At 61.4% G+C, this 20,455-nt stretch carries 24 protein-coding genes; 8 read left to right on the top strand and 16 right to left on the bottom strand.

The window, feature by feature from the left end:
- Nucleotides 1-626 (bottom strand): protein-disulfide reductase DsbD domain-containing protein (locus tag GR198_RS30715; RefSeq protein ID WP_164070167.1); only part of this gene is annotated, 626 nt, incomplete at its 3' end.
- 141 nt (nt 627-767) lie between these two features.
- On the opposite strand from GR198_RS30715, the gene GR198_RS30710 reads away from it, so the two are divergent.
- The 3 genes from GR198_RS30710 to GR198_RS30700 all read left to right on the top strand — a co-directional run bounded on the left by GR198_RS30710 (nt 768) and on the right by GR198_RS30700 (nt 2,901).
- Nucleotides 768-1,373: a YqgE/AlgH family protein gene (locus GR198_RS30710; RefSeq protein ID WP_003546002.1), complete on the top strand. Its 606-nt coding sequence runs from the start codon at nt 768-770 to the stop codon at nt 1,371-1,373.
- Between the two features lie 99 nt (nt 1,374-1,472).
- Nucleotides 1,473-1,664, top strand: coding sequence for a CsbD family protein (locus tag GR198_RS30705; RefSeq protein WP_003546001.1), 192 nt, complete (start codon nt 1,473-1,475; stop codon nt 1,662-1,664).
- A gap of 151 nt (nt 1,665-1,815) precedes the next feature.
- On the top strand, nt 1,816-2,901 hold the full coding sequence (locus tag GR198_RS30700) for a zinc-binding metallopeptidase family protein (protein ID WP_164070166.1): 1,086 nt from the start codon (nt 1,816-1,818) through the stop codon (nt 2,899-2,901).
- Nucleotides 2,902-3,040: 139 nt separating this feature from the next.
- Here the strand turns inward: GR198_RS30700 and GR198_RS30695 are convergent, their stop codons facing one another.
- Together GR198_RS30695 and GR198_RS30690 are read right to left on the bottom strand one after the other, a co-directional pair.
- On the bottom strand, nt 3,041-3,607 hold the full coding sequence (locus tag GR198_RS30695) for a flavodoxin (protein WP_164070164.1): 567 nt from the start codon (nt 3,605-3,607) through the stop codon (nt 3,041-3,043).
- Between the two features lie 25 nt (nt 3,608-3,632).
- The gene (locus GR198_RS30690) at nt 3,633-4,829 is read right to left on the bottom strand and encodes a (R)-mandelonitrile lyase (RefSeq protein ID WP_164070162.1); all 1,197 of its coding nucleotides are present in this window, start codon (nt 4,827-4,829) and stop codon (nt 3,633-3,635) included.
- Nucleotides 4,830-5,103: 274 nt separating this feature from the next.
- On the opposite strand from GR198_RS30690, the gene GR198_RS30685 reads away from it, so the two are divergent.
- Nucleotides 5,104-5,997 carry a LysR family transcriptional regulator gene (locus tag GR198_RS30685; protein ID WP_164070161.1) on the top strand — a complete coding sequence of 298 codons (894 nt, stop codon included), beginning with the start codon at nt 5,104-5,106 and terminating at the stop codon, nt 5,995-5,997.
- 69 nt (nt 5,998-6,066) lie between these two features.
- Here GR198_RS30685 and rnhA read toward each other — a convergent pair whose 3' ends face one another.
- The 5 genes from rnhA to GR198_RS30660 form a co-directional block, all read right to left on the bottom strand.
- Nucleotides 6,067-6,522: a ribonuclease HI gene (rnhA, locus tag GR198_RS30680; RefSeq protein WP_003545999.1), complete on the bottom strand. Its 456-nt coding sequence runs from the start codon at nt 6,520-6,522 to the stop codon at nt 6,067-6,069.
- Nucleotides 6,519-7,484, bottom strand: a complete 966-nt coding sequence (locus GR198_RS30675) for a homoserine kinase (RefSeq protein ID WP_164070160.1) — start codon at nt 7,482-7,484, stop codon at nt 6,519-6,521. Before GR198_RS30675 ends, rnhA begins: the two co-directional genes overlap by 4 nt.
- Before the next feature lie 68 nt (nt 7,485-7,552).
- A complete protein-coding gene (ispH, locus tag GR198_RS30670; RefSeq protein ID WP_024324036.1) occupies nt 7,553-8,554 on the bottom strand; it encodes a 4-hydroxy-3-methylbut-2-enyl diphosphate reductase in 1,002 nt (333 codons plus the stop codon).
- A gap of 63 nt (nt 8,555-8,617) precedes the next feature.
- Nucleotides 8,618-9,373: an SURF1 family protein gene (locus GR198_RS30665; protein ID WP_164070158.1), complete on the bottom strand. Its 756-nt coding sequence runs from the start codon at nt 9,371-9,373 to the stop codon at nt 8,618-8,620.
- Nucleotides 9,366-9,746 carry a DUF983 domain-containing protein gene (locus tag GR198_RS30660; RefSeq protein WP_003545995.1) on the bottom strand — a complete coding sequence of 127 codons (381 nt, stop codon included), beginning with the start codon at nt 9,744-9,746 and terminating at the stop codon, nt 9,366-9,368. The genes GR198_RS30665 and GR198_RS30660 overlap by 8 nt, the downstream gene beginning before the upstream one ends.
- A 235-nt stretch (nt 9,747-9,981) precedes the next feature.
- On the opposite strand from GR198_RS30660, the gene GR198_RS30655 reads away from it, so the two are divergent.
- Nucleotides 9,982-10,623 (top strand): chloramphenicol phosphotransferase CPT family protein, encoded by a 642-nt coding sequence (locus GR198_RS30655; protein ID WP_164070156.1) that lies wholly within the window; start codon nt 9,982-9,984, stop codon nt 10,621-10,623.
- Between the two features lie 304 nt (nt 10,624-10,927).
- On the opposite strand, the gene GR198_RS30650 is transcribed toward GR198_RS30655, so the two are convergent.
- The 6 genes from GR198_RS30650 to coxB form a co-directional block, all read right to left on the bottom strand.
- Complete coding sequence (locus GR198_RS30650) at nt 10,928-11,806, bottom strand: cytochrome c oxidase subunit 3 (protein WP_164070155.1); 879 nt, start codon at nt 11,804-11,806, stop codon at nt 10,928-10,930.
- A 61-nt stretch (nt 11,807-11,867) separates the two neighbouring features.
- On the bottom strand, nt 11,868-12,476 hold the full coding sequence (locus tag GR198_RS30645) for a cytochrome c oxidase assembly protein (protein ID WP_130788898.1): 609 nt from the start codon (nt 12,474-12,476) through the stop codon (nt 11,868-11,870).
- Complete coding sequence (locus GR198_RS35590; protein ID WP_020048779.1) at nt 12,473-12,613, bottom strand: hypothetical protein; 141 nt, start codon at nt 12,611-12,613, stop codon at nt 12,473-12,475. The genes GR198_RS30645 and GR198_RS35590 overlap by 4 nt, the downstream gene beginning before the upstream one ends.
- Nucleotides 12,613-13,563, bottom strand: a complete 951-nt coding sequence (locus tag GR198_RS30640) for a heme o synthase (protein WP_026264989.1) — start codon at nt 13,561-13,563, stop codon at nt 12,613-12,615. The genes GR198_RS35590 and GR198_RS30640 overlap by 1 nt, the downstream gene beginning before the upstream one ends.
- A gap of 67 nt (nt 13,564-13,630) precedes the next feature.
- Complete coding sequence (gene ctaD, locus GR198_RS30635) at nt 13,631-15,331, bottom strand: cytochrome c oxidase subunit I (RefSeq protein ID WP_029872705.1); 1,701 nt, start codon at nt 15,329-15,331, stop codon at nt 13,631-13,633.
- A 16-nt stretch (nt 15,332-15,347) separates the two neighbouring features.
- Nucleotides 15,348-16,232 (bottom strand): cytochrome c oxidase subunit II, encoded by an 885-nt coding sequence (gene coxB / locus GR198_RS30630; RefSeq protein ID WP_029872704.1) that lies wholly within the window; start codon nt 16,230-16,232, stop codon nt 15,348-15,350.
- A gap of 316 nt (nt 16,233-16,548) precedes the next feature.
- Between coxB and GR198_RS30625 the strand changes: the two genes are divergently transcribed.
- The 3 genes from GR198_RS30625 to GR198_RS30615 all read left to right on the top strand — a co-directional run bounded on the left by GR198_RS30625 (nt 16,549) and on the right by GR198_RS30615 (nt 19,535).
- Nucleotides 16,549-17,208 (top strand): invasion associated locus B family protein, encoded by a 660-nt coding sequence (locus tag GR198_RS30625; protein WP_029872703.1) that lies wholly within the window; start codon nt 16,549-16,551, stop codon nt 17,206-17,208.
- Between the two features lie 403 nt (nt 17,209-17,611).
- Nucleotides 17,612-19,027: a metalloprotease TldD gene (tldD, locus tag GR198_RS30620; RefSeq protein ID WP_029872702.1), complete on the top strand. Its 1,416-nt coding sequence runs from the start codon at nt 17,612-17,614 to the stop codon at nt 19,025-19,027.
- A gap of 16 nt (nt 19,028-19,043) precedes the next feature.
- Nucleotides 19,044-19,535 carry a GNAT family N-acetyltransferase gene (locus tag GR198_RS30615; RefSeq protein ID WP_029872701.1) on the top strand — a complete coding sequence of 164 codons (492 nt, stop codon included), beginning with the start codon at nt 19,044-19,046 and terminating at the stop codon, nt 19,533-19,535.
- Between the two features lie 69 nt (nt 19,536-19,604).
- Here GR198_RS30615 and GR198_RS36400 read toward each other — a convergent pair whose 3' ends face one another.
- Complete coding sequence (locus GR198_RS36400; protein ID WP_409514062.1) at nt 19,605-20,030, bottom strand: DUF6678 family protein; 426 nt, start codon at nt 20,028-20,030, stop codon at nt 19,605-19,607.
- Nucleotides 20,031-20,112: 82 nt separating this feature from the next.
- Complete coding sequence (locus GR198_RS30610; RefSeq protein ID WP_028742779.1) at nt 20,113-20,430, bottom strand: MazG nucleotide pyrophosphohydrolase domain-containing protein; 318 nt, start codon at nt 20,428-20,430, stop codon at nt 20,113-20,115.
- Between the last annotated feature and the right edge of the window lie 25 nt (nt 20,431-20,455).

The raw sequence follows: 20,455 nt of genomic DNA, 5'->3' as shown, positions 1-20,455 counted from the left end.
GGCAAGACGAGATCAAGCGACAGCGTTTTCCTGTCGGGCGACATCGCATGCGCCGTCACGTCGAAATCCTGCGATGGCGGCTTCGGCAGCCTCGCATCGGCGGCCTGGAGGATCGCCTCCTCCTGCGGGTGCGACTGGATGGCGGGGCCGAGCTTCAGCTGCAAATTCGCCTGGAAGGGAATGCAGATATCCTTGCAGATGCCGATGAAGGCGGCGGCGTCGATCGTAACCGGGCCTTTGCCGGCCGCCGTCAGCGACAGCGGCAGCGTCACCGGCGCGTCATAGGCGATATCCTCGATCGCGCCGTTGAAAAAATGCTTCGGAACGGGATAGGCGATGGCATCGAGCGTGACGCCGCTTTCCGCCGCGATGGCGATTTGCGGCGGAATGCCGCTGTTGCCGGGCTCTTTCCAATAGGTGATCCAACCGGGCTTCGGCTCGATCTGAAGGGCGGCGCGGATTTTGCCGCCGGCATCGGGCGCGAGCGCCACGAGGCGCATGCGGCCGCCCTCGTTGTCCGCCCAGGCGCTCATTTCCGCATGGGCGGAATAAAACGGCACAAGGGCTGCGACCGCTGATACAACCGCGATTAAAAGCCTGCGCGGGCCTGAGGAAATAATCATCATGGAACAAAGGTTTACCGAATGTGCTGTTTGGCCGCCAGAAGTCGCTGCGATTTAAATCTTCATTTTCAGTTGATTGATGTGTGACATTGGCCCATGTTTCTTTTGTCGAGGCCTTGGTGCGGTCTAGCAGCAGGAGGAACGATGTCCTTATTGACGCTGAAGAACAGACGGGAACGTGGCTTCTTCGATGGCCAGTTCCTCATCGCCATGCCGGGCATGGAAGACCGCAATTTTGCGCGCACTGTCATCTACATCTGCGCGCATTCGGATGCCGGCGCCATGGGCTTCGTCATCAACCGTCCGCAGAGCCTTACCTTCACCGATGTGCTGCTGCATCTCGACATGATCAAGCAGGAAGATTCGATCGTGCTGCCGAAGCGGGCGCGCGAATTCCCGATCCAGACCGGCGGCCCGGTGGAAAGCGGCCGCGGCTTCGTGCTGCATTCGGACGATTATTCCAGCGACTCCAGCATCCCCGTCAGCGACGATATCTGCCTGACGGCGACGCTCGACATCGTGCGCGCCATTTCCAAGGGCGACGGGCCGACGCGGGCGACGATGCTGCTCGGCTATTCCTCCTGGGCGGCCGGCCAGCTCGAAAGCGAGGTCGTCAACAATGGCTGGCTCACCTGCCCGGCCAATGAGGAATTGATCTTCGACCGCAGCCTCGACGACAAATACGAGCGGGCGCTCGCCGGCATGGGCGTGACCGCCGCCATGCTGTCGGCCGAAGCCGGCCATGCCTGAAGGCTGGCCTGACGGCAGCGGGAACGAATAGCCAAGAGTGACGTTTCATTTCGGCAAGCATGGACAAAAGGCCCATGCCGACCAAGGAGACATCACATAATGGGTAGCACCAGCGACAAGATTTCCGGTAAGGCAAACGAAATTGCCGGCAAGACCAAGCAGGCCGTCGGCAAGGCGACCGACGATCGCGAAATGCAGGCCAAGGGCGCCGTCCAGGAAGCCAAGGGCAAGGGACAAGTCGCAACCGGCAAGGTCAAGGACAAGCTCAAGGGTGCCGTCGACCGGCTCTGAGCGACAGCGTCTCTTCACACACGCAAAGACGCTGTGATTCCGCTTTAAGGAATGCGCAGTAGACGCTCATCCTTTATCACCATGCCTGCTGCGCCAGCGCGCGGCAGGCATTTTTAATCCCCCACCCTCATGCTTTGCAGAGATAGACAAGATGAAGCTTTTTGCCTGCGACAATTGCGATCAGGTCGTCCACTTCGACAACCGACGATGCGTGCGCTGCAACCACCGCCTCGGCTTCCTGCCCGGCGATCTCGCCATGCATGCGCTGGAACCGCGCGACGAGACGCTCTGGCAGCTCGTTTCCAATCCCGATCGCGACGTCCGCTTCTGCGCCAATGCCAGCCTCGACATCTGCAACTGGCTGGTGGACGATGATGGCGAGAGTGAATTCTGCGTTGCCTGCCGCCATAACCGGCTGGTTCCGAACACCGACACCCAGGACGGCATCGATCGCTGGCGGCGCATCAGCCAGGCGCAGCGCCATCTGTTTTATTCGCTGCTGCGCTGGAAGCTGCCGCATCCGGATCGGGCGCAAGACCCGCAAGGCGGCCTGGTCTTCGATTTCCTCGAGGATTCGATAGAGAGCAATGGCTTTATCGTGCCGGCCATGACCGGCCACGAGGAAGGCCTGATCACCATCCGCGCCGCGGAGGCCGACGATGCGACGCGCGAACAGGCGCGCAGCTCGATGAACGAACCCTACCGCACGCTGCTTGGCCATTTCCGCCACGAGGCCGGCCACTTCATCTGGAACAAGCTGGTGCGCGATCGGGGCGGTCTTGCCGATTTCCGCACGGTCTTCGGCGACGAACGGCAGGATTATATGGCAGCCCTCCAGACCCATTATGCCGGCGGCGCGCCCTTGGGATGGCAGGACAATTTCATCAGCGCCTATGCGGCGTCGCACCCCTGGGAGGATTTTGCCGAATGCTTCGCGCATTACCTACACATCGTCGACACGCTCGAAACCGCGCGCGCCTTCGGCATCGCCATCGATCCGAGCGGCCATGAGGAAATATCAGGCGAGGTGGATTTCATCCCCTACCGGGCAAGAAGCGCCGAACAGCTGGTCAGCGCCTGGGTGCCGCTCAGCATCGCGATCAACGCCATCCAGCGCAGCATGGGCCAGCCCGACTCCTACCCCTTCGTGCTGTCCTCGCCGGTTGTGGCAAAACTCGAATATCTGCACCGGCTGATCCAGGGCGCGGCGACCGCACCGCAGCAGCGGGCGACTTGAGGTGCCCTAAACCGACGCACCGCTGCCATGAGGCGCGGCGAAAAGCGAACCCGCTATCCCGCTGCACCAGCGGGGAATTTGGGTTGTTACCGATCCGCACCCTCCGTCATCCCAGGCCTTGTGAAGCTAAGTGTCTTATTCAACCCAGCCAGCTCCTCACCTGTTCCATCGTCCGGCGTTCCTGGTCCGCTTCCAAGGAGAACGGCGGCTCGATCGTAGCATTCGGCGCCAGGGACCTGATCACTTCAAGGCTGTTTCCAAGGCCGTAACCGCCATGAGTGATGAAGGGGCGGATGATCTTGCCCGAAAGATCATGAGACCGCAGAAATGAGCGGATAACAGGCGGTGCCGTTGTTCCCCAAATCGGGAAGCCCAGGAAAATCTCCTGATACTGATCGAGGTTGGCAACCAATTGAGCCAGGGGCTGGAGGAAGCCTTGTTCGGTTTCCCGGCGAGCCTGGGCAACAGTTTCCTCATAGTCTTCCGGATAGGGCTCGGCCGGCTGGAGTTCAATCAGCGCGGCCTGCCGTGCCCGGCGGACCTGCAGGGCAATGACGCGTGTATTGCCTGTCCGGGTAAAATAGGCGACCAGCGTGTTCGCGGACGGAGTTTGCTGAGCCCCAGCGCCGGCGGAGGTCATAGCCAGCCCGATCGCCGCCAGGGGCAGCGATGTGAGAAAATGCCGGCGTGCGCTCGATTTCTGCATGCGCTTTTTCCCCGCAGCTTGTCGGTCAATTATCGGCCTGGCGGCCCTGGCTATAGTCCTCGGCAGCGACTTTCTCCATCCAGGTCACGCTGCTGCCGTCGAGTGCTTCCGATACTGCGAAATGCACCATCGCTTCATCAGCCGAGGCACCGTGCCAGTGTTTTACCATCGGGGGGATCCAGACGACGTCGCCCGGTTCGATGACCTGGACCGTGCCGCCTTCCTTCTGGACCCAGCCTCGGCCGGAAACGACAAACAGCGTCTGACCGAGCGGGTGCGAATGCCAGGCCGTGTGGGCGCCGGGTTCGAAGGCAACCGTGGCACCGCCAATGCGGGCAGCGCCATCACCCTTGTAAGCGGCCGATACCTGGACCTCGCCGGTGAAACGCTCGGCCGGACCGCTTACCGGTTGGCTACCGCGTTTGACCACCTTGATATCTGCTTCCGCCGGATTGCGCGCGGCGGAAGCGTCACGGCTTGCGAAGACGGTTTTGAGAACCGGCACTGCCGACATGGCGCGAGGCCAACCGGCATAAAACCCGGCATGGGTAATAGCTTCAGCCGCCTCTTGCCGGCTGAGACCGTTATCCATGGCGCGGTTGAGATGGAAGGCCAGTTGGTCAGACTGCCCCATCGCCACGAGAGCCGCCACCGTAACGAGGCTGCGATCGCGAGCCGACAGATCCGGGCGCTGCCATAGATCGCCGAACAATGCCCGGTTCGTCAGATCGGCAAGCGCCGGCGCGGTCGGCGCCACCTCGGCGTCGACGGACGCGCTGCGGGCGGCTTCCGTTGCGGCATTGAACTGAATGCGTGTGTCATCGCTGTCCGCCACGGGCGCGATCTTCAGCTCGTCAAAGACCTTCTTGATCTCCGTCACGGCCGATATTGCATTGGGCCAGCCGGAATAAAATGCGAGATGCGTGACGACCTCGCCCGCTTCCCTGGGCTCGACACCATTTTCGAGGGCGCGCTTTACATGGTTGGCAAGGACGTGCCCCTTGCCGGTTGAGATCAGTACCGAAATGGTGACCAGGCTGCGGTCGCGCGGGGTCAGATCGCCGCGCTTCCAAACCTCGCCGAACAGAACGTCATCCGTAAAATGGCCAAGGCCTGGGGCGACCTGATAAACGGCCGGCGGAGCCACGCGGGGATTCTGCTGCGCTTCGGCGCCCGCGGCTGCAAATGCCGAGATGGCAAGGCTTGCGGCGATGGTTTTCATGGTGATCTCCTTGTTGACTGTCCGGTCCGACATAGGATCGGAGGACGGGCCCGATTAGGCATCGGATTCCGAAAGGGGCTATATCCGCCATTCATGAAAGGGGCGGCCTGCGGGACGCCGCTCCGCTGATGGATCACAATTCCCGGTCTGTTGGTCGGCGGGCCTTTGTCCCTGGCAGATCTATAGACCGCCGGCTATCGAGGAGAATTTACTCCTGGCTGATTACTCCGACTAGATGCTAGGATCGGAATGGACTTATATTGAGGATTCATGAATGAAGCGCGATGAACTGGGTGACCTGGCGGCCTTCCTGACGGTCGCCGAAGAACGAAGCTTCACACGTGCGGCCGCGCTGCTGGGGACCTCGCAATCCTCCCTCAGCCATACAGTGCGCCGACTGGAAGATCGCATGGGCCTCCGGCTCCTGACGCGGACGACCCGCACCGTTGTTCCAACCGAGGCCGGAGAGCAGCTGGCCGAAACGCTGCGACCTGCGTTCAATGATATCCGCAGCCGGCTGGATGCACTTGGCGCCATGCGGCATGCGCCGGGAGGCACGATACGCATCACTTCGACCCGGCATGCCGCAGAAACGATCCTCATGCCTGCCGTAAAGGGATTGATGCAGTCTTACCCGGATATCAACATCGAGATCTCTGTCGGCAACCGGCTGATCGATCTTGTGAACGAGCGCTTCGACGCCGGGGTCCGGCTTGGGGAGCATATCGAAAAAGATATGATCGCGCTCAAGATCGGCCCGGAAATGCGGATGCTGGTCGTTGCCTCGCCGGATTATTTCGCACGGCATCCGAAACCGGCCACGCCGCATGACCTGACGCAGCACCGCTGCATCAATCTCAGGCTTGCAACTGTTGGCGGCTTGTACGCCTGGGAGTTCGAAAAAGACGGCAAGCCGCTGAATGTTCGTGTTGAAGGTCAGTTCATCTGCAATGACGTCCCGATGATCGTCGATGCGGCGCTGGGCGGTTTTGGTCTGGCATGCCTGCCAGACGATTACCTGCTGCCGCTGATCCGTGAAGGAAAACTGGTGCCCGTGCTGGAGGACTGGTCACCGCCATTTCCTGGATATCACCTTTATTATCCGAGCAGACGGCTTGCTTCCCCCGCATTCTCGCTCCTGGTAAATGCATTGCGTTATCGCAGTTGATTTCGCGCGGGACGGAAAGGATGCACGCGCTCAATGTCGCCGAGACGCGCAAAGGCAAATGTGCAGGACTTAAAAGGAAACCGCCTTGCCCTTCTTGAAAGGCTCCATGCCCCGGCGGGCGAGTTCGTCGGCGCGTTCGTTTTCCGGGTGGCCGGCGTGGCCCTTGACCCAGTGCAGCGTCACCTTGTGGCGGTCACGGGCCGCCTCCAGCGCCTGCCAGAGCTCGGCATTCTTTACCGGCTTCTTGTCGGCGGTCTTCCAGCCGTTTTTCTTCCAGCCAAAAATCCACTTGGAAATACCGTCTTTGACGTAGGCGCTGTCGGTATAGAGATCGACCTCGCAAGGGCTCTTCAAAGCCGATAGCGCCGAGATTGCCGCCAGCAGCTCCATGCGATTGTTGGTCGTATCCGCCTCGCCGCCGCAAAGCTCCTTTTCGACATCGCCATAACGCAGCACCGCCCCCCAGCCGCCGGGGCCGGGATTGCCGGAGCATGCGCCGTCGGTGAAGATATCGACGTGTTTCATAGGCTCAATCCATATTCGGCGGGCGATTTGATCTGGCGGTGGAACCGCAGCTTGCGCAGATATTCGAGCGGGTCCTTCTTGGTGACCATGGCGCCCTCAGGCGTCGTCAGCCAGTCATAGAGCCGGGTCAGGAAGAAGCGCAGCGCCGACCCACGCGACAGCACCGGCAAAGCTGCGATTTCGGCATCACTCAGCGGCCTGACGCTCTGGTAACCTTCGAGCATCGCCGTGCCCTTGGTGATGTTATAGGCGCCGTCTTTCTCGAAGCACCAGGCATTCAGGCAGATCGAGACGTCATAGGCGAGCAGGTCGTTGCAGGCGAAATAGAAATCGATCAGGCCGGAGAGCTGGTCGCCGAGGAAGAAGACGTTGTCGGGGAAGAGGTCGGCGTGGATGACGCCGGCCGGCAGGCTCTCCGGCCAGGCGGCGGAGAGGAAATCGAGTTCGCTGCGGATCTCGGTCTGCAGGCCGGGCTCGACCTCGCCGGCGCGCGCTTCGGATTTCTCCCACAGGCCCCGCCAGCCGTCGATCGACAGCGCATTCACCCGCTTCAAGTCGAAACCGTCACCGGCCACATGCATCTCGGCCAGCGCCCTGCCGACCTCGCGGCAGTGCTTCGCCTCCGGCTTTCTCAGCCACATGCCTTCGAGGAAGGAGATCAGCGCCGCCGGACGGCCGGACAGTGAGCCGAGCAGCGCGCCGTCGCGACGCGGCAGCGGCAGCGGGCAGGACAGACCGCGGGCGGAAAGATGCTGCATCAGGCCGAGGAAGAAAGGCAGGTCGCTCTTTTCCACCCGCTTCTCATAGAGCGTCAGGATCAGCGGATCCTTGGAGGTGTGAAGCAGGAAGTTGGAATTTTCGACGCCTTCGGCAATGCCCTTGTAGGAGAGCAGCGTGCCTGCGTCATACTCCGTCAGGAACCATTTCAGATCGTCTTCGGCGATATCGGTATAGACTGCCAAGTGAGGTCTCGCCTTCATGCCTTGTTGATATTGGATTTGCCGGAGTGGACGCCAGGCCGAAGGCCGATCTAGCCGTTGACGAAAGCCATGTCGGCCGCCGTCAGCTCGATATTGCGCAGTTCGCGGTTGACGAGGAAATTTTCGGTTTCCTGCACCGTTTCGGCCAGTTCGACGCGGGCGTCGAAGCGGGCGCGGAAAGCCTCGATGATCTCGTTTACGATGACTTCGGGTGCGGAGGCGCCGGCGGAGAGGCCGAGCGTCGAAATCGCGCCGATCTCGTCCCAGTCGAGCTCGGCGGCGCGCTGCACGAGAATGGATTTCTTCGCCCCTGCCCTGAGCGCCACTTCGACGAGGCGCTTGGAATTGGAGGAGTTCGGCGCGCCGACGATGATGAAGAGATCGCAGCCGGGCGCTGCCTGTTTCACCACTTCCTGGCGGTTGGTCGTCGCATAACAGATCGAGTCCGCTGCCGGCGCCGTCAGGTTCGGGAAGCGCTCGTGCAGGCGGGTGATGACGCCGGCGGTATCGTCGACCGACAGCGTCGTCTGGGTGACATAGCCGAGATTATCGGGATCCGTGGGAATATAGGCGTCGGCATCCTCGATCGTCTCGATCAGCGAAACGGACCCCTCCGGCAGCTGACCCATCGTGCCGATCACCTCGGGGTGGCCGGCATGGCCGATGAGCACGACATGACGGCCGAGGCGATTGTGGCGCATCGCCTGCTTGTGGACCTTGGAGACCAGCGGGCAGGTGGCGTCGAGATAGAAGAGGTTGCGGCTTGCCGCATCCTCCGGCACGGATTTCGGCACGCCATGGGCGGAGAAGACCACCGGCTGGGCGCGATGTTCGGCCGGGATTTCGTCCAGCTCCTCGACGAAGACGGCGCCCTTGGCCTCCAGCCCCTCGACGACATAACGATTGTGGACGATCTCGTGGCGCACATAGACCGGCGCGCCATAGGATTTCAGCGCCAGCACGACGATCTGGATGGCGCGGTCGACGCCGGCGCAGAAGCCGCGCGGGCCGCAGAGCCTGATCGTCAAAGGAGGTTTGGCCGCAATATTCATGTCTGTTCCGGGTTGAGAGATTTAGCGACCTCTAGCCCAATATGGTCGAGAATTGAAGTGATACTATTGCGGAGGTGCCTTGGCGCCCTTGCGAAACCAGGAGATCGCCACCACGACGACCAGCACGGCGGCAAGCCCGTACCAGGTGAAAGCATATTGCAGATGATCGTTCGGCAGATCCACCTGGGTGACGCCGCCGATCGGCAGGCCGGCCGGATTGAGGGTGGAATCGGCATCGACGAAAAAGGGAATGACGCGCGCTTTCTCCAGCCCGACGCTTTCGGCCATGACGTCGAGATCCTTCCAGTAGAAGATGTTCTTGGCGACGTCGTTGTCGGGCACCACCCAGGAAGGCCTGCCGGGAAGCTTTTCGCGCGCCAGGCCGGTGACGGTCTGCTGATCCGTCAGTTGGCCCTGCATGCGCGTTTCCGGCTCCTTATTGTCATAGGGAACGAAGCCGCGATTGACGAAAAGAATGCGCCCGTCGGCAAGCTCCAGCGGGGTATAGATGTAATAGCCGGTCTGGCCGCGCCAGGTGGCGAAGAAGTGCCGCTCCTTGTTGTTGATATAGCGGCCGCTGGCGGTCACCTTGCGGTATTCGATGTCGCCGCCTGCAGCCGCCATCGCCTCGATATCGGCGAGCGGCACGGGGCTTGCTGCCTGCCGCGCGGCGATATCGGCGATCAGGCCCTCCTTCCAGTGGAGGCGCTCCACCTGCCAGGTGCCGAGCGAAATCAGGATGGCAAGGGCGATCAGCACCAGGATGCCGGTGAAAACCGGCAGCCGGCGGCGCGGCGCGGCATGGTCGATATCAGTCACTCAGGCGTCCTTCGCGGGCATTATGGCGGTATTGCATGGCGATCAGGATGCCCTTGAACCAGCGCAGCGTCAGCAGCGACAGGATAATCGTCAACGGAGCGAAGAGCAGGATATGCACCCAGATCGGCGGTCCGTAATTCACCTGCAGCCACAGCACCATGCCGATGACGATGAAGCCGACGATGAGGATGACGAAGACGGCCGGGCCGTCACCGGAATCGGCAAAGGAATAATCGAGGCCGCAGGCGGCGCAGCGCGGCTTCACACCGAGCAGGCCATCGAAGAGCTTGCCCTGGCCGCAGCGCGGGCAGCAGCCCTTGATGCCTGTCTTCACCGGATCGACGGGCGGAAAATGGGCGCTGTCCTCGTTCATTCCATTCCTTCCGGCAGCCTTGGCGGCCGCGGCTTTTTCGATGCTGCCTTAACTCTCCCATAAATTATTCGCAGGACGAAGGGAAATGCCTGCGTGATTTCGTCCCGCTGATAGTTCCTCACATCGGAATCGATGTGAGGAACTATCAGCAATTCAAAGTGTTACAGCGTCCTTGCCGCGTCTGAAAAGTCGCGCGGCGCTGTAATGATTCGCGCCAAACAGAAGAAGAAGACTGATGACCAATGATAGCCATTCCGTGCAGATCATTATCCTCAACGGTGCGCCGCGGAGCGGCAAATCGAGCATCGCGCGCGCAGTACAGGAACACTTCGAGGGGCCGTGGATCAACCTCGGCGTCGACAGCTACAATGCCATGACACCGAAGCGCTACCTTCCGGGCATCGGACTGCGACCGGGCGGCGAACGGCCGGACCTGGAGGAACTGGTGCCGTTCTTTTATGCGGCACTCTACGAATCGATCGCCATCCATGCCAGCCTGGGGCTCAATGTCATCGCCGATCTCGGCCACCACGACAGCTATTCGCAGCCGCTCGGCATCCTCGGCGATTGCGCCCGGCGACTGGAAGACTTTCCCGTGCTCTTCGTCGGCGTGCGCTGTCCGATCGAGACGATCATGCAGCGGCGCGACACTGTCCAAGAGGGGCGCGAGACGCTTTATCTCAGCGCCACGGAGGAAGTGCCCATTCCAGAACCGGTGCAACGCTGGCAAGACGAGGTGCATCGTCCCGGCATCTACGATATGGAGGTCGATACGTCAGTGCTGACACCGCTCGAATGCGCCGAGGCGATCCGCCATCAGTTGGATCTCGGGATTCCCCAGCCTTCGGCCTTCGAACGGATCGCGGGGGCGCGCTGAGGCGATAGACAGCGGGCACGGGCCTCTCACCTCGGCCCAGGAGATTGCCGAGGGCAGCCCCTCATCCGGCTGCCGCCACCTTCTCCCCGCTCGCGGGGCGAAGGGACTATGCCGCACCGGCTTCCCTCACTCGCGACGCTGCGTTTGGCACGTCCCCTCTCCCCGTTTTTACGGGGAGAGGGTTAGGGTGAGGGGCAGCCACGAGCGCGAACTGAACCGCTGTGGCATGCGGGCTAAGCAAAACGAGATTTGCCAACAAAAAAGGCGGGCACGAGGCCCGCCTTTTGCTTGAATATCGTTCCAATCAGCCGGCTGCGACGGGTGCGCCCCAGCCGCCCCAGACGTAGATGCAGAAGAACAGGAACAGCCAGACGACGTCGACGAAGTGCCAGTACCAGGCGGCCGCCTCGAAGCCGAAATGCTGTTTCGGGGTGAAGTCGCCGCGCAGCGCACGGATCAGGCAGACAGCCAGGAAGATCGTGCCGACGAGGACGTGGAAACCGTGGAAACCCGTCGCCATGAAGAAGGTCGCGCCGTAGATCGAGCTCTTGAAGGCGAACGGGGCGTGAGCATATTCGTAGGCCTGAACGGCAGAGAAGAACATACCGAGCAGCACGGTCAGCGTCAGGCCCTGGATCAGGCCCTTGCGGTCGTTGTGCAGCAGCGCATGGTGCGCCCAGGTGACCGTGGTGCCCGACAGAAGCAGGATGACGGTGTTGTAGATCGGCAGGTGCCAGGGGTCGAGTACCTCGATGCCCTTCGGCGGCCAGGTGCCGCCGGTATAGAGCAGGCGCGAGGCCTGGATCGCTTCGTTCGGATAGAGGCTAACGTCGAAATAGGCCCAGAACCAGGCGACGAAGAACATCACTTCCGAAGCAATGAACATGATCATGCCGTATCGCAGGTGCAGCGAGACGACACGGGTGTGGGCGCCCTCATGGGCTTCCTTCACCGTATCGGCCCACCAGCCATACATGACGTAGAGCACCAGCGCGAAGCCGATATAGAAAACCCAGGGATTGGCAAGCTCGAAGCCGGCGACCTTGAAGGAGCCGCCATTGAGATAACGCATGTAGGAGACGCCGCCGAGCGCCATGATGAAGGCGCCGAGCGAGGCTAGAATCGGCCACGGGCTCGGATCGATGATGTGATAGTCGTGATTCTTCTGGTGAGCATCGGCCATGTCGTTATCCCCGGATGTCTTCCTTCACTCCGCTCCCGGCATAGCCGGAAACGAGCCTTGATCAAAGTTTCTTTTCAATCTTCTCCGCTCCACCCTCATTCGAAGCCACCGGCTTCGGACCCTCTTTCGGGTAGAACGTATATGACAGCGTGATCGTATGGATATTCTTCGATTCCACCGCCTTGACGATTTCAGGATCGATGTAGAACACGACAGGCATGTCGAGCTTCTCGCCCGGCTTCAGGTCCGTTTCAGTAAAGCAGAAACATTGCACCTTGTTGAAATAGACGCCGGCTTCGCCCGGCGTGACGTTGAAAACCGCCTGGCCGCGCTGGGTCTCGTTCGAACGATTCTCGGCGGTGAAATTGACCTGGATGGTCTCGCCGATCTTCGGGTTGACCTCGCGCTCGACCGGCTTGAAGTCCCACTGCAGGCCGGGGGCGACATTGGCGTCGAAGGTGACGCGCATCGTGCGGTCGAGCACGACGCTCGACACCTGGTCGACGCGCTGCGTCGTGCCGTTATAGCCGGTCACCTGGCAGAAGATGCGGTAGAGCGGCACGGCGGCATAGCTCATCGCGCCCATGCCGAAGACGAAGCTCAGGCACATCATGACGACGGCGCCGTTGTTGCGGCCGGGCTTTTTCGGTGCGGCGGGGTTATCGCTCATCCGGCCGTTCCCCCGCCGATCTTCACGATTGCCATCACGTAGAAGAGAACGACGAGGCCGGCAAGCACCAGCCCCAGCGCGATGTTGCGGTTGCGGCGCGACTTGAGCTGCTTTTCCGTGAGCTTGACCAATTCCATCAGAACCAACCTCCCGCATGCGAGACCAGCACCGACGCCAGCCGGTCGATCATCAAGGCGGAGAACACGGCGAAGAGATAAAAGATCGAGAAGCCGAAAAGCTTCTTCGCCGGGATCATCTTCAAATCGCCGTCGGGCATGCGCCAGACGGCGATGGAACAGTATATGAAGATCGCACCGAGGGCGGCGGCGACGAGGCCATAGCCGAGGCTTGCGAAACCGAGGAAGGACGGCAATACCGCGCAGACGGCGGTCAGCACCGCATAGGCGACGATCTGATGCTTGGTCACCCGTTCGCCGGCAACGTTCGGCAGCATCGGCACGCCGACGGCCTCGTAATCGCGCATCTTGAAGAGGGCGAGCGCCCAGAAATGCGCCGGCGTCCACAGAAAAATGATGAGGAAGAGAACGGTGCTCTCGATCGTCACACTGTTGGTCACGCAGGCCCAGCCGATCATCGGCGGGAAGGCGCCGGCAGCACCGCCGATGACGATGTTCTGCGGCGTCGAGCGCTTCAGCCACATGGTGTAGACGACGGCATAGAAGAAGATGGTAAAGGCGAGGATGCCAGCCGAGAGCCAGTTGACGGCCAGGCCGAGGATCACCACCGAAAAGCCCGACAGCACCAGGCCGAAGGCGAGTGCCTCGGAAGGCGCGATGCGGCCGGCCGGGATCGGACGGTTGGCGGTGCGGCTCATGATGGCGTCGATATCGGCGTCATACCACATGTTCAGCGCGCCGGAGGCGCCGGCGCCGACGGCGATGCAGAGGATGGCGATCATGCCGAGGACGGGATGGATGTGGCCCGGCGCCAGCACGAGACCGGCAAACGCAGTGAAGACCACGAGCGACATGACCCGTGGTTTCAACAATTCGAAATAATCGCGCGCACTCGCTTCCGACAATTCGCCGTCCTTTGCAAGCACCTCGTGATTGTCGATAACCGTCATCATTCCGTCCTGAATGTCTTACCATCAGGACGCCGTATCGAATGCGGCGTCCTGATGTCCGCGCAATTTACTTGATGCGCGGAAGCTGTTCCCACTGGTGATAGGGCGGCGGCGAAGGCAGCTGCCATTCGAGCGTCGTTGCACCCTCACCCCACGGATTGTCGCCGGCGACACGCTTCCTGGCAAAGGCTTCGAAGACGCCATAGAGGAAGATCAGCACACCGAAGGCCGAGATATAGGAGCCGATCGAGGAAACATAGTTCCAGCCGGCAAAGGCATCCGGATAGTCGATGTAGCGGCGCGGCATGCCGGCGAGGCCGAGGAAGTGCTGCGGGAAGAACACCAGGTTGACGCCGATGAACATGATCCAGAAATGCAGCTTGCCGACCAGCTCGTTGTACATGTAGCCGGTCATCTTCGGGAACCAGTAGTACCAGCCGGCGAAGATCGCAAAGACGGCGCCGAGCGACAGAACGTAGTGGAAGTGGGCCACGACGTAATAGGTGTCATGCAGCGAGCGGTCGAGACCGGCATTGGCCAGCTGGACGCCGGTGACGCCGCCGACCGTGAACAGGAAGATGAAGCCGATCGCCCAGAGCATCGGCGTGCGGAACGAAATCGAGCCGCCCCACATCGTCGCGATCCAGGAGAAGATCTTCACACCCGTCGGAACGGCGATGACCATCGTCGCGAAGACGAAGTAGCGCTGCGCGTCGAGCGACAGGCCGACCGTGTACATGTGGTGGGCCCAGACGACGAAGCCGACGGCGCCGATCGCGACCATGGCGTAGGCCATGCCGAGGTAACCGAAGATCGGCTTTTTCGAGAAGGTCGAGATGATGTGGCTGACCATGCCGAAGCCCGGCAGGATGAGGATGTAGACCTCAGGGTGACCGAAGAACCAGAACAGGTGCTGGTAAAGGATCGGATCGCCGCCGCCTTCCGGAGAGAAGAACGCGGTGCCGAAATTGCGGTCGGTGAGCAACATGGTGATGCCGCCTGCCAGAACCGGCAGCGACAGCAGCAGCAGGAAGGCGGTGATCAGCACGGACCAGGCAAACAGCGGCATCTTGTGCAGCGTCATGCCGGGAGCGCGCATGTTGAGGATCGTGGTGATGAAGTTGATCGCACCGAGGATCGACGAGGCGCCGGCAATGTGGAGCGCGAAGATCGCAAGGTCGACTGCCGGTCCCGGCGTGCCGGTTGTCGCCAGCGGCGGATACATCGTCCAGCCGCCGCCCGTGCCATAGGCGCCTGCCGGGCCTTCGACGAACATCGACAGCAGCAGCAGCGCGAAGGCGGGAACGATCAGCCAGAAGGAGATGTTGTTGAGGCGCGGGAAAGCCATATCCGGCGCGCCGATCATGATCGGCACCATCCAGTTGGCGAAACCACCGATCATCGCCGGCATGACCATGAAGAAGATCATGATCAGCGCGTGCGCTGTGGTGAACATGTTGAACATCTGCTTGGCGCCGTCGATCGCGGCATCGCCCTCATAGCCGTAGACCATCGAGGCCAGGCCGTGGAAGATCTGGATGCCCGGCTCCTGCAGCTCCATGCGCATGGCAACCGACAGCGCGCCGCCGATGATGCCGGCAATGATCGCGAAGATCAGGTAGAGCGTGCCGATGTCCTTGTGGTTGGTCGAGAACAGCCAGCGATTGGCAAAGCTCGGCTTGTGCCCGTGATCGTGATCGTCATGCGCGTGGTCATGATGGGCGGCGTGATCATGAGAATGATCGTCGTGAGCGGAAGGTCCAGCCATTGTCCCGATCCCCTTATTACTGTGCTTCGGCGACGTTGACGGTCTTTGCGGGACCATCGGTTGCGGCCATGAGTGTCTTGTAGGCGCCGGGCAGGTCGCTGGCGGCTGCGGTCAGCCACTGCTTGTACTTGTCCTCGGAGACGACGCGGATGGCGATCGGCATGAACGCATGGTCCTTGCCGCAGAGCTCGGAACACTGGCCGTAGAACAGGCCTTCGCGCTCGGCCCTGAACCAGGTCTCGTTCAGGCGACCCGGCACGGCATCGATCTTGACGCCGAAGGACGGCATGGCGAAAGCGTGGATGACGTCGGTCGGTGCGGAAGTCACGAGAACGCGGACCGTCTTGTTGACCGGCAGGACCAGTTCGTTATCGACGGCGAGAAGTCTGGGATAGATCGACTTGTCTTCCTTGCCGGCGGCCGCGCGGTCCTGATCCTTCAAGAGGTAGGAATCGAAAGCCAGCGGGCTTTCGCCCGAACCTTCATATTCGTAGTTCCACTGCCACTGGGTGGCGGTCGCCTTGATCGTCACGTCGGGGTTTTCGGGCAGCGTCAGCTGCGCCGTCAGCAGGTTGAACGAAGGAATGGCGAGAAGAAGAAGCACAAGGACCGGCCCCACGGTCCAGGCAATCTCGATCAGCGTGTTGTGGCTCGTCTTCGAGGGAACCGGGTTCGCGCTGGCGCGGAACTTGAAACAGACGACGATGAGCAGGACCAGAACGAAGAGCGTGATCGGAACGATAAACCACAGGGTATATTGTTCGAACCAATGGATTTCCCGCATGATCGGCGTTGCCGCCGGCTGCAGCGTCGCCTGCCACGGCGTGGGCTGGTCGGCATATGTGCCGGAAGCAAAAAGCAGACAGACCAGCGTGGTCAGGGCTGCATAAGCCTTCTTCATCACCTTAGTATCTCCCTCGAGCGCTTGACCTGCAAAATAGAACGCAGAATCCTTGCCATCTTCAGCGCTTCAAACCACAGTTTGGCATTTGCCGCAACAGGTCAGAGCAATTGTCTATGCGGCATTTTTGCTCAAAGCATAGGCAGGCCAGAACGGCAAAACATCCCAAGTTTTTCATCAGCATATGAAAAATCGGCTTTCCGGCCAATCCGCGCGCGACACATTATTTCGCAAAGGTCCAATTTCCGCCGCAGTCCCCCGGTTTTCACGGGGTGGGGCTTTTCATTTTTGGTGGGCAGCTTCAACAATAGCCGCAATGATTCGATATCCAGAGGTTTCCATGGGTTTCCGTTCCCTCGCGCAGTCGCTTCTCCTGACTGCCAGCATCGCGGCCGCAGCGACGACGCCCGTTTTCGCACAGCAGCAACCCACCCCGTCGCAGGCCAAGCCCCCGGCTTCCGCGCCGGCCCCTGCTCCGGCGCCGCAACAGCCGAGCGCCGCCAAACCGAATGTCGAACCGGTGCCTGGCCAGACACAGCCGCCGGCGCCGGGCACGGTGAAATCCAATCATGGCGCATGGTCCGTCGTCTGCGACAAGCCGGCAGGGGCTTCGACCGAACAATGCGCGCTGATGCAAAACGTCATCGCCGAGGATCGGCCGGAGGTCGGGCTTTCCGTCGTCGTCCTGAAGACAGCCGACCGCAAGTCGAAGATTCTGCGCGTGCTGGCACCACTTGGCGTGCTGCTGCCGAACGGCCTCGGGCTCAATGTCGACGGCAAGGATATCGGCCGCGCCTATTTCGTCCGCTGCTTTGCCGACGGCTGCTACGCCGAGGTCGTGCTCGAGGATGAATTGCTCAAGACCTTCCGCAGCGGCGCCCAGGCAACCTTCATCGTCTTCCAGACCCCGGAAGAAGGCATCGGCATCCCCGTCGACCTCAAGGGCTTCGCCGAAGGTTTCGACGCTCTGCCGTGAGGGCAACCGTCGTCTCCGTGGCGCGCCCCTCATCCGGCTGCCGCCACCGACCGGGGTCGAGCCACGGGTCTCGACCCGTCCTTCGGACCCCCGCACGCGGGGCGAAGGGGATATGCCGCAGACCTCTCCGTTCCCCGCCAGCCTCTCTCATGGCACGTCCCCTCGCCCCGTTTTTACGGGGAGAGGGTTAGGGTGAGGGGCATTTGTTTGCTCACCATCTCGAACAAATCGGCTCCCAAGCTGATTATGTAGAAAGGCCGCGCCGCCACGCAGCGCAAGGCGGTTTGCCGCTCCCATCCCATTAAAAAAGAATAATTCGACGGCGGGGCTTCACTCCTTATTATGTGGAGTCCTATCTAGGGAGTCAGTGCACTCCTGAACGCATGCCCATTGGAGCCATATCATGACCACCGATCTCCTGACGCTTTTCGATGCCGACGAAGCCACGATGCGTGGCCTTGTCGCCGAGGCCTTGTCCGGCGCCGATGACGGCGAACTGTTCATCGAGCATGCGCAGGCGGAAGCGCTGACCTTCGACAATGGCCGACTCAAGGGCGGCAGCTTCAACACCGAGCAGGGTTTCGGCCTGCGCGCCGTTGCCGGCGAAGCGGTCGGCTATGCCCATGCCGGCGATCTCTCGGTGGCGGCGCTGAAGCGGGCGGCTGATGCCGTCGGCGCGGTGACGCGCGGCTATTCCGGCTCCTATGCGGCCGCACCCCAGGGCACCAACAAAAAATTCTACAGCGACGAGAACCCGATCGGCCAGCCGAGCTTCGAGGAGAAGGTCAAGGTCCTGCAGGACATCGACGCCTATCTCAGGGGCAAGGATGACAAGGTGCGCCAGGTGACGGCCTCGGTCGCCGCAAGCTGGCAGGTCGTCGACATCCTGCGCGCCGACGGACACCGTGTGCGCGACATCAGGCCGATGACGCGCATCAACATTTCGGTGATGGTCGGCGAAGGCGATCGGCAGGAGAGCGGCTCCTATGGCCACGGCGGGCGCATCGGCTTCGGCGATTTCATCGCCGAGGGCAGCTGGCAATACGGCGCCGACGAGGCGCTGCGCCAGGCGCTCGTCAATCTCGAGGCGATCGATGCGCCGGCGGGCACGATGGACGTCGTTCTCGGCTCCGGCTGGCCGGGCGTGATGCTGCACGAAGCTGTCGGCCACGGGCTGGAAGGCGATTTCAACCGCAAGAAAACCTCGGCCTTTTCAGGCCTTCTCGGCCAGATGGTCGCCGCTCCCGGCGTTACCGTCGTCGATGACGGCACGATCGACAATCGCCGCGGCTCGATCACCATCGATGACGAGGGCACGCCGTCCGCCTACAACGTGCTGATCGAAAACGGCAAGCTCGTCGGCTATATGCAGGATCGGCAGAATGCCCGGCTGATGGGCATGGCGCCGACCGGCAACGGCCGCCGCCAGGGCTATTCCCATGTGCCGATGCCGCGCATGACCAACACCTATATGCTCGGCGGCGACAAGACGCCTGAGGAAATCATCGCCTCGGTGAAGAAGGGCATCTACGCCGTCTCCTTCGGCGGTGGCCAGGTTGATATCACCTCCGGCAAGTTCGTCTTCGGCTGCACCGAGGCCTATCTGATCGAGAACGGCAAGGTCGGCGCGCCGATCAAGGGCGCGATGCTGATCGGCAACGGTCCGGATGCGATGAAGCGGGTGTCGATGATCGGCAACGACATGAAGCTCGATACCGGCATCGGCAATTGCGGCAAAGCCGGTCAATGGGTCCCCGTCGGCGTCGGCCAGCCGCATCTGCGCATGGATCAGGTGACGGTCGGCGGCACGCAGACCTGAGGCGAAAGGACCTGTCATGGCGGACGTCGAAATCAGAACCTTCACCGCCGACGACGCCGATGCCGTGCTTTCGGTGATCCTGCCGATCCAGCGCGAGGAATTCGGTATCGATATCACCGCGGATGAGCAGCCGGATCTCAGGGTCATCCCGGATTTCTACCAGTCCGGCAAGGGGCAGTTCTGGGTTGCCGTGAAGGATGGCGCCATCGTCGGCACGGTCGGGCTCAAGGATATCGGCAACAACCGAGCGGCGCTGCGCAAGATGTTCGTTGCCGCCGAGGTTCGCGGCCACGAGCATGGCGTGGCGGCGCGGCTCCTCGATCGGCTTTTTGCCCATGCCAGGGATGCCGGCCTCACCGATATCTTCCTCGGCACGACGGACAAGTTCGTCGCCGCACATCGCTTCTACGAGAAGAACGGCTTTAGCGAGATTGCCAAGAGCGCCCTGCCCCGCGCCTTCCCGCTGATGGCGGTGGACAGCAAATTCTACCGCTATAAGGTCGGCTGAAGGCTGCAAGTCACAGGTTCTGTTGACAAATTGGCGTCTGCGGAACGAGTTTCTGAGGCAGAATACCGTTCACGTTGTGTCAAAATCGATGCCGGAAGCATACCCATAAATCGTGAAAAAGCCCTCACTTTCAACAAAAGGGATACGCAGCCGTCGGAGCAATGAGCGCAGTTGATCCGCGCAATCCTCAATAACCGGCGGGAGCAAACGTGCTACGTGGCGCGTATATCTTGGAGCGAGCCTGATCCATTCAACGTGAACTCCCAATGCGGCCTCAGGCGTTGAAGCCCAATCACCCCAGTATGTGGGAGCCGGTTCGATGGTAGAAGGATACGGTTCGTGCGCGTCGAGCACCTTGACTTGATACGCAGGCGGAAACGGAAGTTCCCTTATTCCTGCACAGAGTTCCCGCCATTTCGTGTCGTTTATATGCGAAGCGAGTCCTCGCTCAGTGAGGAGCTTACGTGTTTTCTGATCCAAAGTAGCTCCTGACATTTCCTGCCAACTGCTATGAAAGCGAGTGACATCGACCTTCCGCCGTCATTCCAAAACACTGCGCAATTTTAGGCGCCTTGCATCAGCCCTTCGACGTCAGCGCCGGCTGGAACCGCCACTTCCGCTCGATCGCAGCGGCAAGGTCGATATCGTTGCGGCGGGCAAAGAGCAGGATGTGGCCGAGCAGGTCGGCGGTTTCGTCGGCGAGATCGCGGTCGAGCTCTTCCTGCGTCCGTTCCCTGCGGCGCCCGCGGCCGGTCAGGCGGTTCCATGCCTGGGTGAGTTCGCCCACCTCTTCCTGCAGCTTCAGCAAAAACCAGTCGGCGTCACGCTCGATGCCGTTGGCTGCGGCATAGGCCGCGGATGAGGTTTCGAACTGATCGGCGAGACGACGTAGCATGAGCGTTCTCCTTTTGTTTATGGAG

It is taken from the genome of Rhizobium leguminosarum, assembly GCF_010668065.1.
GTDB classification, from domain to species: Bacteria; Pseudomonadota; Alphaproteobacteria; order Rhizobiales; family Rhizobiaceae; genus Rhizobium; species Rhizobium leguminosarum_S.
Note: the sequence above shows the minus strand (reverse complement) of the source record. Positions and strands in the feature narration are given on the sequence as shown.

Bases quoted from the DNA above. Each gene is read 5' to 3' on its own strand.
- GR198_RS30705 (WP_003546001.1), top strand. From the start codon at position 1,473: ATGGGTAGCACCAGCGACAAGATTTCCGGTAAGGCAAACGAAATTGCC.
- GR198_RS30685 (WP_164070161.1), top strand. From the start codon at position 5,104: ATGAAGCGCGATGAACTGGGTGACCTGGCGGCCTTCCTGACGGTCGCC.
- GR198_RS30645 (WP_130788898.1), bottom strand. From the start codon at position 12,476: ATGAGCGATAACCCCGCCGCACCGAAAAAGCCCGGCCGCAACAACGGC.
- GR198_RS30615 (WP_029872701.1), top strand. From the start codon at position 19,044: ATGGCGGACGTCGAAATCAGAACCTTCACCGCCGACGACGCCGATGCC.
- rnhA (WP_003545999.1), bottom strand. From the start codon at position 6,522: ATGAAACACGTCGATATCTTCACCGACGGCGCATGCTCCGGCAATCCC.
- ctaD (WP_029872705.1), bottom strand. From the start codon at position 15,331: ATGGCTGGACCTTCCGCTCACGACGATCATTCTCATGATCACGCCGCC.
- GR198_RS30625 (WP_029872703.1), top strand. From the start codon at position 16,549: ATGATTCGATATCCAGAGGTTTCCATGGGTTTCCGTTCCCTCGCGCAG.
- GR198_RS30700 (WP_164070166.1), top strand. From the start codon at position 1,816: ATGAAGCTTTTTGCCTGCGACAATTGCGATCAGGTCGTCCACTTCGAC.
- GR198_RS30655 (WP_164070156.1), top strand. From the start codon at position 9,982: ATGACCAATGATAGCCATTCCGTGCAGATCATTATCCTCAACGGTGCG.
- GR198_RS30650 (WP_164070155.1), bottom strand. From the start codon at position 11,806: ATGGCCGATGCTCACCAGAAGAATCACGACTATCACATCATCGATCCG.
- coxB (WP_029872704.1), bottom strand. From the start codon at position 16,232: ATGAAGAAGGCTTATGCAGCCCTGACCACGCTGGTCTGTCTGCTTTTT.
- ispH (WP_024324036.1), bottom strand. From the start codon at position 8,554: ATGAATATTGCGGCCAAACCTCCTTTGACGATCAGGCTCTGCGGCCCG.
- GR198_RS30695 (WP_164070164.1), bottom strand. From the start codon at position 3,607: ATGCAGAAATCGAGCGCACGCCGGCATTTTCTCACATCGCTGCCCCTG.
- GR198_RS30610 (WP_028742779.1), bottom strand. From the start codon at position 20,430: ATGCTACGTCGTCTCGCCGATCAGTTCGAAACCTCATCCGCGGCCTAT.
- GR198_RS36400 (WP_409514062.1), bottom strand. From the start codon at position 20,030: ATGTCAGGAGCTACTTTGGATCAGAAAACACGTAAGCTCCTCACTGAG.
- GR198_RS30710 (WP_003546002.1), top strand. From the start codon at position 768: ATGTCCTTATTGACGCTGAAGAACAGACGGGAACGTGGCTTCTTCGAT.
- GR198_RS30660 (WP_003545995.1), bottom strand. From the start codon at position 9,746: ATGAACGAGGACAGCGCCCATTTTCCGCCCGTCGATCCGGTGAAGACA.
- GR198_RS30640 (WP_026264989.1), bottom strand. From the start codon at position 13,563: ATGACGGTTATCGACAATCACGAGGTGCTTGCAAAGGACGGCGAATTG.
- GR198_RS30690 (WP_164070162.1), bottom strand. From the start codon at position 4,829: ATGAAAACCATCGCCGCAAGCCTTGCCATCTCGGCATTTGCAGCCGCG.
- tldD (WP_029872702.1), top strand. From the start codon at position 17,612: ATGACCACCGATCTCCTGACGCTTTTCGATGCCGACGAAGCCACGATG.
- GR198_RS35590 (WP_020048779.1), bottom strand. From the start codon at position 12,613: ATGGAATTGGTCAAGCTCACGGAAAAGCAGCTCAAGTCGCGCCGCAAC.